Source organism: Citricoccus sp. NR2, from assembly GCF_027594385.1.
GTDB lineage: Bacteria > Actinomycetota > Actinomycetes > Actinomycetales > Micrococcaceae > CmP2.
The window spans coordinates 3,071,913-3,084,010 of sequence record NZ_CP115154.1 but is presented as its reverse complement, the minus strand read 5'-3'; the positions used below and the strand labels follow the sequence as shown (position 1 = coordinate 3,084,010).

Here is a 12,098-nt window from a genome sequence, read left to right as displayed (position 1 = left end):
AGTGGATGTCATGTCACTCGTCGTCTCCACCGAGAAGCTCACCAAGTCCTACGGCTCCCGCACTGTCGTCCACGACCTCGACCTGCGCATCCCGGAAGGCTGCGTCTACGGGTTCCTCGGCCCGAACGGGTCGGGCAAGTCCACGACGATGAAGATGCTGCTCTCGCTGATCCGCCCGACCAGCGGGCAGGCGCAGATCCTGGGCCGCCCGATGAACCGCGGCACCCGTCGGGAGCTGCTGGGGCAGATCGGGTCCTTGATTGAGTCGCCGCCGGGCTACGGGCACCTCACCGGCCGGGAGAACATGCGCATCACCCAGCGGCTGCTCGGGCTGAGCGATCAGCAGATCGACTTCGCGGTGCGCACGGTGCGGATGCAGAACCAGATGGATAAAAAGGTCCGCGAGTTCTCTCTCGGCATGAAGCAGCGCCTCGGGATCGCGATGGCACTGGCTCGTCAGCCGAGGCTGCTGATCTTGGACGAGCCGACCAACGGCCTGGACCCCGCCGGGATCGAGGAGATCCGCGATCTGCTGCGGCGTCTCGCGGAGGGCGGGATCACCGTCATGGTGTCCTCGCACCTGCTCGGGGAGATCGACAAGACCGCCACCATGCTGGGCATCCTCAGTCAGGGCCGGATGATCTTCCAGGGCACCCGCGACCAGCTCTTCTCCGCCGCGACTCCGGACGTTCTCATCGACTGCACACACCCGAGTCGGGCACAGCAGCTCTTCGCCCGGCACTACGACACGACTTTGGAGAACTCGACGCTGCGCCTGCCGGGTGCCGACGACCGCACGACGGCCGGTGTTGTTGCCGCGCTAGTCGGCGAGGGGATCGGCGTTTACGGGGTGCGCCGCGACGAACAGACCTTGGAGCAGATCTTCATGAGTCTCACCGAAGGAGGCGGACTGTGATCCAGAAGAAGACGAAGCATTTGAAGGCCGCCGGCCGCGCGCTCACGGCGAAGGCCCGTCGGGAGAAGAAGCGTCCGACGCGCCAGCGGCGGGCTCGTCGCCGCGTCCTCGTCGGACTGCCGGTCGCCGCCGGACTCGTTGCCCTCGTCATCGTCATCGTGCGCTCACTTCGCCCGGTCATCATTCCGAACCCGGCGACCCAGCCCGCAGTTGTGCGCACTGCTCCCACAGGAAGGAGCGGCCGATGATGAGGACCGCGTTCGTCAACGAGTTCGCGAAGATGCGCCACCTGCACGTCGGACTGCTCATCACGGTACTGGGTGTCATCATGCTCGGTATCGGCCTGTTCAGCTCGCTGGGCAGCCCGGACTTCGATCGCGCGACGCAGGATTCCTGGAACACGCTCATCGGCGGCACGGGGTCGGGCATCACGCTGGCCGCGCCGCTGCTGCTCGCGGTGATCGCCAGCCGGCAGGTCGACATCGAGCACCAGGGCAACGGCTGGCTGATGTCGGCCACCTCCGGCGTCACCCCCGGCGGGCTGTGCCGAGCGAAGCTCCTCGCCCTCGGCCTCCTCGTCGCCGGGGTCACCGTCGTCACCAGCGGGCTGATCGCGGGCGCAGGGCTGCTGCTCGGCATCACGGCCCCGTTCCCGACCGGGCGATGGATCGGATTCACCGCGGCGCTGCTCGCGGTCAACCTCGTGCTGCTCGCCCTGCACACGCTGATCGCCGCACGGGTGGAGAACCAGCTCGTCGGCATCGGCATCGGCCTGCTCGGCACGATCCTCGCCCTGTTCAGCACCGCCGTTCCCGCGTGGATCTCCCACCTCACCCCCTGGGGCTACTACGCCCTCTCCACCGCATCCGGCTACGTCGACGGCACCCTCGTCGCGATCACACCCGCCTACCCGAGCATCGCCGCGCTCGGCGTCGTCGCGGCCGCCGCGTTCCTGATCCTCACCCGCCGGTTCGATCGAAAGGAGGCCTGACGTGAAAGCCATCGGTGCCGAGCTCATCAAGCTCAAGCGTTCCTTGAGCTGGGCCGTCGTCGTCCTGCTCCCCATCCTCCTCGTCGTCTCCGGGTCGATCATGACCCTCATCGACGGGCGCCCGCTCGAAGACGGCTGGCACACGCTCTGGATGCGCTCGATCGTGTTCTACGGGCTGTTTCCACTCGCGGTCGGGATCGCGATCCTCGCCTCCCTGGTCTGGCGGGCCGAGCACCGCGGCGGCAACTGGAACGCCCTCATGAGCGGGCCGACCTCATCGCTGCGCATCGTCCTCGCGAAAGCCGCAGTTATCGGGATGCTCGCCGCGATCATGCAGGCGCTCGCGGTGGCGACCACCATCGTGCTCGGCAAGCTCGTCTTCCACCTGCCCGGCTTCCTGCCCGGCGAATACCTGATCGCCGCGGTCGCCATCATCGTGGCCTGCTTCCCAGTCGCCGTGCTGCAGTCCTGGCTCTCGATGCTCATGCGCTCCTTCGCCGCACCCGTCGCGGTTGCCTTCGTCGGCGCGGGCTTCTCCGCGTTCCTGCTCGTGCTCAAGCTCACACCGGCCATCTTCATCAGCCCCTACGCCACCGTCAGCAGAGCCACCCAGCTCGGCACGTCCACCTTCGCCGACACCGGAGAAGTCACCGGCCCGGTTATCGCGCTCATCATCGGCGCCGCGCTCGCCCTGTCCGCCGTCCTCACCGCAGCGAACACCGCCGTGCTCGAACGCGGCGACACCCGCACCTGAACACTCCACTCACCGTCCGCGAGAGCGCACACGTTCTCGCATCCGAATCCTCAGAAAGGCCGATCATGTCCACGCCCCACCAGCCCCAGACCCCCGACCAGCGCGCCACAGGGTCGAACCCCCGATTCTGGCAGGAGACCGGCGACACGACGGCACCCGCGCCCGTCGAAGACCCCACCCCCGAGCACCGCAGGAACGGTAGCCGCGGCTACGGCCTCACCGCCCTGATCGTCGCCGCATGCTCGATCGTGCTCGGCATCGTCACCCCCCACTTCGCCGCCATCCTCGTCGCCGGCGGCGCGATCGTCGCCGCGGTCGGCATGCGCAAGTGCGCGGGCGGCCCGCGCAAACTCGCCGTCACCGGGCTCATCGTCTCAGCGATCGTGTTCGTCCTCTGCGTCATCTACACGATCGTCGTCTACGCGGTCATGGGCCCCAGCATCTACCAGGGACTCTGAACGCCACACCCATCCAGATTGTGCTCGGTGTCTTCGTCATCGCCCACCACGACCGGCTAAGCGGAACGTGGCGCGACCTCAGGCCTAAGCGGGACCATCCTCGTTTCCAAGGGGCGAGACGCCACCCGAGACACTCCTTGCGATCAGAGCAACAGCGTGACGAGGCGGACGGGGTGCCGGTGCTGTCGATCCTGACCGGCGGCTCCATGATCGGGCAGGCTTCGACCGCGCTCTGCGGGACGCGACCGCCGGTCGGGTTTCGCCGGGATCGATGGTGAGCGGTGATGGCGGGGCGTTGCCGGACTATCAGGTCCTGCTCGCGCGGACCCAGACCGTGCACCGGCCCGTCGGACCGCTCGCCTATGACTGCGTGAAGATTATCGTCGTCCGCGATGGCAGTGCGGTCTTGTTCAGCGAGTTCGGATCGAAGCCGGTGCGCCCGGGTGACGTAATTCTCCTCGGCCCGAACTTGCTGTGCGGCTCTCAACCCGAGGGGCACGTCACCGTGACGACGATCTACGCAGATACCGACTATGTGATCGATCAGGCGTTCTGGCAGTACGCGGGCGTCCTGTACGACCGGCTGGATGCGCCGAGATTTGTGAAGGAGACATTCACTGAGCCGGCGCAGATCATCCGTCTCGGCGAGCACCATACCGGGTTGTTGATGCCGTGGCTGGATGAGATGGTCACCCTCAGTCTCGATGGCCACGGGATGCGGTTCCATCGAATGCAGGCGCTCTGGTTCGCGATCATGGACCGCATTGCGCCGCACATCCGCATCACCGACCGTCGGGTCTCGCCGTCGCAACGGGCGAGAAGCGCCCCGGTACATCCGCGCGTTCGTCGCTTCGCCCCTACCCGGACAGAGGCCGTGGCCGTCCGTGACGCTCTCGCGGCCGCGATCGCTCAGCCATGGACGTTGGATGAACTGGCGGGGATGGTGCATCTGTCCCGGAAGCAACTCTCCCGCGTGTTCGTGGACGCCTACGGCAAGACTCCGCGGGCGTATTTGACGATGCTGCGGGTCGAGGAGATGGCCCGTCTGCTGCGCGAGACTGACCTTTCGATCGCGCAGGCCGGTCGTCAGGTGGGGTGGTGTTCCCGGAACCGGGCCACCGAGGCGTTCGGGCAGGCAACTGGGATGACGCCGAGTCAGTATCGAAGAAGACTGGTGGCCGGGACGCATTCCATGCCGGCGTCCATGAGCGGTTCCGGAATCGAGTAGGACTGTGGCCGAGTCGCGGGCTACAGGGCGCGTCCGGGGCCGGGCCGGTGCCCGCGCCGGGATGGGCCGCTGGCATCGAGGGCGCCGAAGGGGCTCGGGGATCGTCTGCGGTTCCCGTTCTGTTCGCGCAACTGCTTGATCTCGCGCTGTTGCGCCAGGACGCGCTTGCTCAGCATCTCCAGGTTCTGGCGCAACTCCGCAAGCTGGGCGCTGAGCGCGGTGTTGACCTCGTCCATGCGCTGTGCGAGCGCAACCGCGAACCTCTCGGTTGCGAGGGGTTGCGGCTCGGCCGGAATGATCACGGCCTCGCCTGTCGTGCCCAGGTTCTGCTCGGAGGTGTTGCTTCCGCTCCGGCTTTCGAGGCGACACAGCATGGCTGTGCGTGCAATCTCCGGTGGGAACTCATCGATGAAGCCTTCCTCCAAGGCCATCCTGATGACATCGATCGCGGATCGGTCGAGCGACACCACGGGCTCGTCGCTCTCGAAGGCGGCAGCCAGCGACTCGCACCGTTCGGCGAACGCGAGATGAGATTCCACCATCTGCTCGACCTTCGGGGTGATGCCCGGCGGGTCAGGCTCGCCGGGCTCCGGGGTGATCGCGGAGTCCCACAGGTCGTCACCGATTTCTCGTCGGTAGTTGCCGTATCTGCGCAGCTCGTGGGCGACCGCGCTGCGTTCGGCAGGAGTGAGGGCGAGCGTGATCCCGTCGGCCATGATGGCCTCCTCTCCGCCCACACCGGGACGGCCGGTGCGGGCTCTCACGGTTCAGGTGCGTTGGGCCGTTCCGGCTCGGAGGGCACCTCCGAACTGGTGACGCTCGCATCAGATGCGAGCGAATAATGCTCGCTTTACCTCGATCTGCAAGAGGTGTGGACCAACTCTGAGCGGTAGGTGATCAGGCTGGCGACGAGAGAACGCCGAGCCAAAAATTATGCCGTGGGAAGCCCGGTAAGGGTCGCGCAGGTGACAGGGAGGTGAGTGGGAAGCGCTGGAGAAGTTCGGCGCCGGAGACGGACTCGCTTACCTGGCAGCAACCAGACCGGTAGGGCAGGCAACCGCTCAGCACCGGGAAAGCCAATCACCCGGAGCAACTTGTGTCTGCACGTCGCACTTCCCCCCGTTTCCTCGCCGCGAATTGGCTCGACCTTCAGCGGGTACGGAGGGCTCGACCTTGCCGTCGAACACGCCACTGGTGGGGGATACGGTCTGGTTCTCCGAGATCAACACCTCGGTCGCGCAAGTCTTCTCTCACAATTGGTCGGATGCCCCAAACCTCGGCGACATCTCCGTCATAGACTGGAGTACCGTACCGCCGGTCGAAATCGTGATAAGCGGCTTCCCCTGCCAGGGCGTCTCAATCGTCGGCAAGGGTGCAGGCATCGCGCCAGGTACTCGCTCGGGGCTCTGGTCGTGCATGGCACGCGCAATCGAGGAGCTGCAACCCGCGTGCGTCGTGATCGAGAACGTAAGGGGTTGCTCTCGGCCCCCGCTACCCGACCCGCGAAGGGGTATCAAGTGGACCCGTTGACCGTGATCCTACAGCCGCTGGCCATGCAACCGTTTGCGACTTGGCATCCGACCCGTGCGGTCTGGGGGACGCATCAGCCCGACCTCTTCGGACGGCAGGCGCCGTACTCGGAGACCTGGCCGACTTGCGGTATGACGCACGATGGATCGGCCTACCGGCTTCACTTTCCGGCGCTGATCACCATCGCTTCCGTATCTTCATCGTCGCCTACCGCAGGGGCGCTGTTCCGGACGCCGCTAGCAACGGACTCCTCTCGGGGCGGAGAGACGATGGAGACGGTCAGAGCCCGCGGCGGCACTATCGCACTGAGTCATCAGATAATCGACCTCGCACTTAACGGACCGGGCGGCTCGACCATCAACTCGAACGCAGCGGAGACCCTGTTCGCGCTAGTCGACAGCATCTTCGTCGCTGGGGGCGATACGCCGACGCCGTCGCACGATGGGAGCACATCACCCGACGCGGCGCCCCTGCCCCCGCAGTTCTGAACGAGGACAGAGGGCCACGTTCGTCGCCGGAGTTCGTGGAATGGCTTATAGGTCTGCCAGTCGGATGGATCACCGACCCGATGGGTGATCTGACTGCAAATCAGCAGAACACCGCGTTGGGTAACGGGGTCCTGCCACTTCAAGCGCTCCTTGCCCTGCGCAGTCTTGGACTACGTATGGAACCACGCTGATTTGGGCGATCGTCAACTGCCGCGCAACGATCGGCGGAGTTCGGGAACAGTTCGACGGCCGAGCCTCAGATAATACCGTCGAGGCGCTGCTCGATCTGCGGCTTCGGCATCGCCCCGATGATCTCGCGCACGATCTCACCCTTGTCGAAGACCTTCATCGCAGGGATCGAACTGATGTTGTAGCGCGAGGCGATGTCGGGGTTCTCGTCGACATTGAGCTTGGCGATGAGAAGCTTTCCATCCTGCTCGGCAGCAATCTGGTCCAGGACCGGCGCGATTGCACGGCACGGGCCGCACCAGGCTGCCCAGAAGTCCACGAGAACGGGAACGTCGCTCTGGAGCACAACCTCATCGAAGGTCTGGGTGTCGACGGTGGTGACTTCGCTCATGGGACTGATTTCCTTCCTGTTACACGTTGCGTGCGATAGACCGCACGCACACCACAACACCCTACCCCCTGGGGGTATTCCCGTGGTGCTGGTTTCAGGCCAGTCGCATCGTGGTCAAGCAGGTTTGCGCATCGTCGTCGACGCTCGAAAGTTTGGAGGTGGCGGTCTGGCCGTCGTGGGTGATCGAGATCGACGTCTCGATGCCTCGGGGCAGCCAGATCCCGACGAAGCCGTTGTCGAGGGTTCTCATCTCCTCGTCGACGATCGTCTCGCCGGTCGTCGCATCCGTCACCGTGACGGCCACGTCTGCGTTGCGCAGCTCACCCAGGCATCCGGTCGGGCTGTGGTAGTAGCAATCATGGGTCTGCGACCGATACGGGGCGACGGATACGTAGATCTCGTTACTTGGCAACCGCACCTCTGCCGTGTGTTCGTGCTGATCGGTGAGCGTGACCGCCTCCGCAGTGATCGACGTGGTCAAGGTCTCCGTGCGTTCGTCCAGCGGGATCGCATCGAGCGTTTCGACCAGCTCACGCACGTCGAGGCCATCGAGACCGTTCTCGGCAAGGATCTCGGCTCCGCTGGCCGAGGAGGCTGAGGGTGAGTCGTTGGCGGCCGTGCATCCGGTGAGCAGGAAAGCGCCGACCACGACGGTGATTGCAGCGGTTTTCGTTCCGCCGTACTTCGGGAATGGCCTGAAGTTTTTCATGGGATTCCTTGCCGTGTCTGCCGTGGTGCCAATTGGCCATACTACCCCATAGGGGTAGTGCCTACCTGCGTGACGCGGAAGCCCCCGGAACGAGCCCGGGAGGGGGCACTGCGTTCAGTCGTGCTTGCTGATTTCCGGTTCATGTTCGGCAATGTGCTCGGTCTCGATCTGGAAGGTCGAGTGATGGATGGAGACCTCGAAGTGTCCTGCGACGCAATCTTTGATCTCGTGGAGCGTCTGCGCGGCATGACCGTCGGTGAAACACTCGTCGTCGACGACGACGTGGGCGGTCAGGGTCGGCAGGCCGGTCGCCACAGTGGAGGCGTGCAGGTCATGGACATCTTTGACATGGTCAAGTTCGAGGATGTGCGAACGCACCTTGTCGAGGTCGAGGCCCTTGGGAGTGAACTCCATAAGGACGCCGGTGGTCTCGCGCATGAGCTTGAACGCGCGAGGCACGATCAATGTGGCGATAAGCAGTCCGGCGATGGCATCGGCCTGCATGAACCCGGTCGTGGCGATGACGATCGCCGCGATGATCACTCCGAGCGACCCGAGGGCATCATTGAGAACTTCGAGGAACGCGGCACGCATGTTGAAGTTCGAACCGCGGCTGGAGGCGAGGATGGTGATGGCGATGATGTTCGCGACCAGGCCGATGATGCCGAATATCAGCAGTTCGCTTGCGGGCACCTCCGGCGGCTCGAACAGTCGCCGGATGCCTTCGATGGCGGCGTAGGTGCCCACCGCCAGCAGCAGTGCCGACTGTCCGAGGGCTGCGATCACTTCGATACGCCGGAACCCCCAGGTGCGCTTGGAGTTGGCGGGCTTGAGCATCAGCGTCGCGGCGATCAGTGCGACCAGCAGCCCGGAGGCATCGGTAATGGCATGGGCGGTGTCGGTCAGCAGTGCGAGGCTGCCGGTGATGATCGAGCCGATGGCCTGGGCGACGACGATCGTCGCGGTGATCGAGAATGCGATCCAGAGTTTCTTGCGGAAATCTCCGGGGTGACCGGTCTCGCTGGCGGCGGGGCCGTGATTGTGTCCTGCGCCCATGTCTACTTCTTGTCCGTATCTGTCGCGTGGTGGGTATGTGGGAGTCGCAGGTGCGTGCAGAGCAGGGCCTGCGTGCCGGTGGCATCGAGGAGGCGTTCGGCAGCGGCGATGAGGGTACGCAGGAGCTCGGACTGTGCCAGCGAGTACCAGGTGGAGCGCCCTTCCGGGCGCATCGTCGCCAGGCCGCACTCGACGAGGAAGCCGACATGCTTGCTCACCGTGGACTGGGCCAGGCCCATGTGCTCGACCAGGTCCCGGACCCGGTGCTCCCCGGAGGCGAGGTGCTGCACGATCGCTAACCTCGTCGGCTCCGCAAATGCCTGGAACAGGTGGGCGTACGCTACTGTCGCCACTTCGTCGAGGGTTGCCCCCTCCTCTTGAATCATCGTCATAGGGCGATCATATCGCGCTAGAGCGATATTGTCGAGTGTGATCTGTTGCTCCGACACGGAATGAAACTCAGGGGTCCCGTCGCACCCGAGGATGGGCTACCTGGGGGATGGTCGGTCGCATAGCTGCAGTGGGGAGCTACGTCAGCTGACCATCGGCCCCGGTGGAGAGCAGGCGGGGTGGGGAGCCGATGTCGATGAGTCGGGTGAAGTAGTCCTGTGCGCAGGTGGCGAAGACCCCTACCTGCGGGTGGCTCCTCCTCTGCCCTGGCCAGGTCAGCGCCACGGTCACCCGTGGGGCATCCTCGATGGGCAGATAGACCACCTCCGGCGCGCGGTGATTGTGCGTTGTCGCCTCTGCAGTGATGCCGATGGCGTCGCCGACAGCGATGCGGGTTAACCACTCGTCCGTGTTCGCCACCGAGATCGTGCGCGGCATGCGAGCAGTCGTACTCCACAGCTCCCCGGTGGCCGTCGGAGCGGTCGCGCAGACCGCCACCGGCCCGTCAGCGAGATCGGCTAGGGTCACCGACTCCTGCCGGGCACGCGAGTCGGTACTCGTCACCGATGCAACCAGGCGTTCGGTGAACAGCGGTAACCGCTCCAAACCCGGACCAATGGCACGTTTGGGTGAAGAAGAGCGGATGAGTGCGGCATCGATCGCCCCCGTCGCGCAGGGCCCAGATCGGGTCCGTCGGGCGACTGTATTCGATGAGCTCAGCGTGCCCACGCTTCCATTCCTGGAACAGAGGCAAGGTGTGACGGCCAAAGCCGGCCCAGGCGCAACGGCACCAGGATGCGCAGTGAGGCCGTGGTGCGATCTTCCAGGTGAAAAGGTAGGTTTGAATCCGGTTCCGAGAAGGGCACATGGGCCTGGGTCCGACGATCAGACTCTGTTGTGAGCCGCGGCCCGCCCTCGCCCTCGCAACGTTCAAGTGAGTAGATCCTGGAACGGCCGAACTTCAGACGGATGCCGTAGCCGCCGTTGGGTCCGTCAGGCAGAAACTCTGCCCCAATTCTTCGAGGGCGGCCCGCACACGCTCCTGCTTCTTCTACGACAAGTCGTGTCGCCCCTTCTCGAAGTCGCGCAACTCTTCCTTGGTCACGTTGGCTTCACGGGCGATATATTGGGCGCTCACCTTCACGAGGATGCGCGCGGCGCGTGTCATGTCACCGTTGAAGATGTGCTGGCTCTCCATCACTCGCCTCCAACGACGTGTGTCCTATTGGGCTCAGCGGGAAGTGGAGGTGCCTACGGGATTCGAACCCGTGTAAACGGTTTTGCAGACCGCTGCCTATCCTCTCGGCCAAGGCACCAAGTCGCCGGCGAAGTCAGTCGCCCGGCGTGAGGCCAGCAACCAGGTTGAAGGCGCCGGTGAGAATGTTCAGCGACACGACCCCGACGACATCAGAGATCTCACGGTCGCTGTACCCGTATCCCCGAAGCTCGTCAATCTGCTCGTCGGTGATCGACGTAGGCTCACGGTAGACCTGGAGGCCGAGCGCGATCATCGCCGCGACCGGGCCGGTCATCGCCGTACCCTGCTGGGCGAGTGCGATCTCGTCATCGCTGACCCCGAGCGATCGTGCCGCGCTGATGTGCGAGGCCAGGCACATTCCGCATCCCTGCTTCGACTGCACGGCGATCGAAACGAGCTCGCTGACCTTACGGTCGAGCTTGGCGCGACGCATGGCTTTGCTCAGCTGCAGATAGCCGCCGAGCACCGCCGGGGAGTGCGCCATCGTCGAGACCATGTCTCCGACCTGGCCGTGCCGCTCGACGAGATCGCCGAGCAAGTCTCGTGAGGCCCCCACTGCGGTCTCAGGGGTCAATCGGGAAAAACGGGGCATGATGCCTCCTCTGTCAGTTCGGTCGCGAGTTCGAGGTGGGAGAACCCGCACGAGTGCGTTCCTGCTGCTGATGTTCGGCATGGAAGATCGCAGCCTCAGCCAGCGCCCCGGCATGCACACCGTTCAATAGGTAGAAGTCGCCGGACTCGCGTCGCTGCCGACTCACGATCCCGGCCGACTCCAGGCGGTGAAGCTCGTGGGAGGTCTGGTCGACGGGAAGGTCGACGATGTCCGCCAGGTGATTGGCAGAGACCTCGATGTCGCGAATGGCGAGGATCATCTTCACACTCACCGGATTCGCCAGCAACGCGAAGACTCCGACCGCCGCATTCAGATGCGGTGTGTCATACGTGGCGTGCACGTGCTCAACCTTTTTCATAGTCATCAATACTACCCCATACCCCTATAGGGTATCAAGGGTTATTCAATCGATGTGACGGACTCGGAAACGCGTGGCCGGGTGCGGCGGATCGGGGTGAGGCCAGAGGCGACGGGTCCGCGCAGGAGCACGTGTCCAGTCGGGAGGGTCAACCGCGTCCAACGGCCGGCGGTTGAGATCGTGGCCCCGTTTCCTCGGCTGAGGAACCCGAAGACGTAGGCGGCGAACGCAACGCCTTGTGGCAGCGATGCGAGTGCCGTGTCCGGGGTGCCCCAAACCGTGCCCCGGATCTTGCGGACGACATCGTCGCCGGGTTTGTCGGGAAGTGCTTGGGCGACGGCCTCGATGCCGGCACGGGCGCTGCGCATCAGCGTCAGGCTGGACACATCCGCAATAAGTCTCCACCCGTGTTGCGGGGGTTCGACGCTGGTCCAGGCGGGTGCCAGCGCGGTTTCCGGCAACGCCAGGGTAAGAGGGACGGCGGTCGCGGTCAACGTTTCCACGGTGACGTCGCACTGCAGCTGAGGGTCGGAGCGGAGCGTGCGAAGGACGAGGATCGTAGGAGTGCGGTCGAGCGGACCACGGGGCGTTAGCGCGGCTGCGCTCATGCGCAGCAGCCCGGCCGCGGCCTGCAAGCGCACGCCATGGGCACCGGCCTGCGCGGCCCGCTTAGCGAAGGTGAGCGCGTCGCGGGCGGACGGCGCGTCGGCAAGGATCAAGCGCGCTGGCATCCTGAGGGTTTGTGCCCGCCGTGTCCTGGAACGCGGTG

Annotated in this window: 17 protein-coding genes and 1 tRNA gene; 7 read left to right on the top strand and 11 right to left on the bottom strand. The window is 65.0% G+C overall.

Annotated features, from left to right (window positions below):
* The first annotated feature begins 10 nt into the window (after nucleotides 1–10).
* The 6 genes from O1A05_RS14555 to O1A05_RS14530 all read left to right on the top strand — a co-directional run bounded on the left by O1A05_RS14555 (nucleotide 11) and on the right by O1A05_RS14530 (nucleotide 4,347).
* Complete coding sequence (locus O1A05_RS14555) at nucleotides 11–916, top strand: ABC transporter ATP-binding protein (protein WP_270105890.1); 906 nt, start codon at nucleotides 11–13, stop codon at nucleotides 914–916.
* Nucleotides 913–1,164 carry a hypothetical protein gene (locus tag O1A05_RS14550; RefSeq protein ID WP_270105889.1) on the top strand — a complete coding sequence of 84 codons (252 nt, stop codon included), beginning with the start codon at nucleotides 913–915 and terminating at the stop codon, nucleotides 1,162–1,164. The genes O1A05_RS14555 and O1A05_RS14550 overlap by 4 nt, the downstream gene beginning before the upstream one ends.
* Nucleotides 1,161–1,907, top strand: a complete 747-nt coding sequence (locus tag O1A05_RS14545; protein WP_270105888.1) for an ABC transporter permease — start codon at nucleotides 1,161–1,163, stop codon at nucleotides 1,905–1,907. Before O1A05_RS14550 ends, O1A05_RS14545 begins: the two co-directional genes overlap by 4 nt.
* Before the next feature lies 1 nt (nucleotide 1,908).
* On the top strand, nucleotides 1,909–2,661 hold the full coding sequence (locus O1A05_RS14540; RefSeq protein ID WP_270105887.1) for an ABC transporter permease: 753 nt from the start codon (nucleotides 1,909–1,911) through the stop codon (nucleotides 2,659–2,661).
* A gap of 65 nt (nucleotides 2,662–2,726) precedes the next feature.
* Nucleotides 2,727–3,119 carry a hypothetical protein gene (locus O1A05_RS14535; protein ID WP_270105886.1) on the top strand — a complete coding sequence of 131 codons (393 nt, stop codon included), beginning with the start codon at nucleotides 2,727–2,729 and terminating at the stop codon, nucleotides 3,117–3,119.
* A 271-nt stretch (nucleotides 3,120–3,390) separates the two neighbouring features.
* The gene (locus tag O1A05_RS14530; protein WP_270105885.1) at nucleotides 3,391–4,347 is read left to right on the top strand and encodes a helix-turn-helix domain-containing protein; all 957 of its coding nucleotides are present in this window, start codon (nucleotides 3,391–3,393) and stop codon (nucleotides 4,345–4,347) included.
* A gap of 20 nt (nucleotides 4,348–4,367) precedes the next feature.
* Here the strand turns inward: O1A05_RS14530 and O1A05_RS14525 are convergent, their stop codons facing one another.
* Nucleotides 4,368–5,063 (bottom strand): hypothetical protein, encoded by a 696-nt coding sequence (locus O1A05_RS14525; protein WP_270105884.1) that lies wholly within the window; start codon nucleotides 5,061–5,063, stop codon nucleotides 4,368–4,370.
* 478 nt (nucleotides 5,064–5,541) lie between these two features.
* Between O1A05_RS14525 and O1A05_RS14520 the strand changes: the two genes are divergently transcribed.
* A complete protein-coding gene (locus tag O1A05_RS14520) occupies nucleotides 5,542–5,877 on the top strand; it encodes a DNA cytosine methyltransferase (protein ID WP_225984242.1) in 336 nt (111 codons plus the stop codon).
* Nucleotides 5,878–6,621: 744 nt separating this feature from the next.
* Here O1A05_RS14520 and trxA read toward each other — a convergent pair.
* The 10 genes from trxA to O1A05_RS14470 form a co-directional block, all read right to left on the bottom strand.
* A complete protein-coding gene (gene trxA / locus O1A05_RS14515; RefSeq protein WP_006214176.1) occupies nucleotides 6,622–6,945 on the bottom strand; it encodes a thioredoxin in 324 nt (107 codons plus the stop codon).
* 94 nt (nucleotides 6,946–7,039) lie between these two features.
* Complete coding sequence (locus O1A05_RS14510) at nucleotides 7,040–7,654, bottom strand: CueP family metal-binding protein (protein ID WP_179861205.1); 615 nt, start codon at nucleotides 7,652–7,654, stop codon at nucleotides 7,040–7,042.
* 114 nt (nucleotides 7,655–7,768) lie between these two features.
* Nucleotides 7,769–8,710 (bottom strand): cation diffusion facilitator family transporter, encoded by a 942-nt coding sequence (locus O1A05_RS14505; protein ID WP_006214174.1) that lies wholly within the window; start codon nucleotides 8,708–8,710, stop codon nucleotides 7,769–7,771.
* 2 nt (nucleotides 8,711–8,712) lie between these two features.
* Nucleotides 8,713–9,102 carry an ArsR/SmtB family transcription factor gene (locus O1A05_RS14500; RefSeq protein ID WP_040560570.1) on the bottom strand — a complete coding sequence of 130 codons (390 nt, stop codon included), beginning with the start codon at nucleotides 9,100–9,102 and terminating at the stop codon, nucleotides 8,713–8,715.
* 136 nt (nucleotides 9,103–9,238) lie between these two features.
* Nucleotides 9,239–9,829: a LysR substrate-binding domain-containing protein gene (locus O1A05_RS14495; RefSeq protein ID WP_197464198.1), complete on the bottom strand. Its 591-nt coding sequence runs from the start codon at nucleotides 9,827–9,829 to the stop codon at nucleotides 9,239–9,241.
* Between the two features lie 322 nt (nucleotides 9,830–10,151).
* A complete protein-coding gene (locus O1A05_RS14490; protein WP_156491183.1) occupies nucleotides 10,152–10,298 on the bottom strand; it encodes a hypothetical protein in 147 nt (48 codons plus the stop codon).
* 44 nt (nucleotides 10,299–10,342) lie between these two features.
* Nucleotides 10,343–10,416 (bottom strand) — tRNA-Cys (locus tag O1A05_RS14485).
* A gap of 15 nt (nucleotides 10,417–10,431) precedes the next feature.
* Complete coding sequence (locus O1A05_RS14480; protein WP_040560569.1) at nucleotides 10,432–10,950, bottom strand: carboxymuconolactone decarboxylase family protein; 519 nt, start codon at nucleotides 10,948–10,950, stop codon at nucleotides 10,432–10,434.
* A gap of 13 nt (nucleotides 10,951–10,963) precedes the next feature.
* Nucleotides 10,964–11,335, bottom strand: a complete 372-nt coding sequence (locus tag O1A05_RS14475) for an ArsR/SmtB family transcription factor (RefSeq protein WP_061867933.1) — start codon at nucleotides 11,333–11,335, stop codon at nucleotides 10,964–10,966.
* Between the two features lie 35 nt (nucleotides 11,336–11,370).
* Nucleotides 11,371–12,060: a hypothetical protein gene (locus tag O1A05_RS14470; protein WP_040560567.1), complete on the bottom strand. Its 690-nt coding sequence runs from the start codon at nucleotides 12,058–12,060 to the stop codon at nucleotides 11,371–11,373.
* Nucleotides 12,061–12,098: the final 38 nt, after the last annotated feature.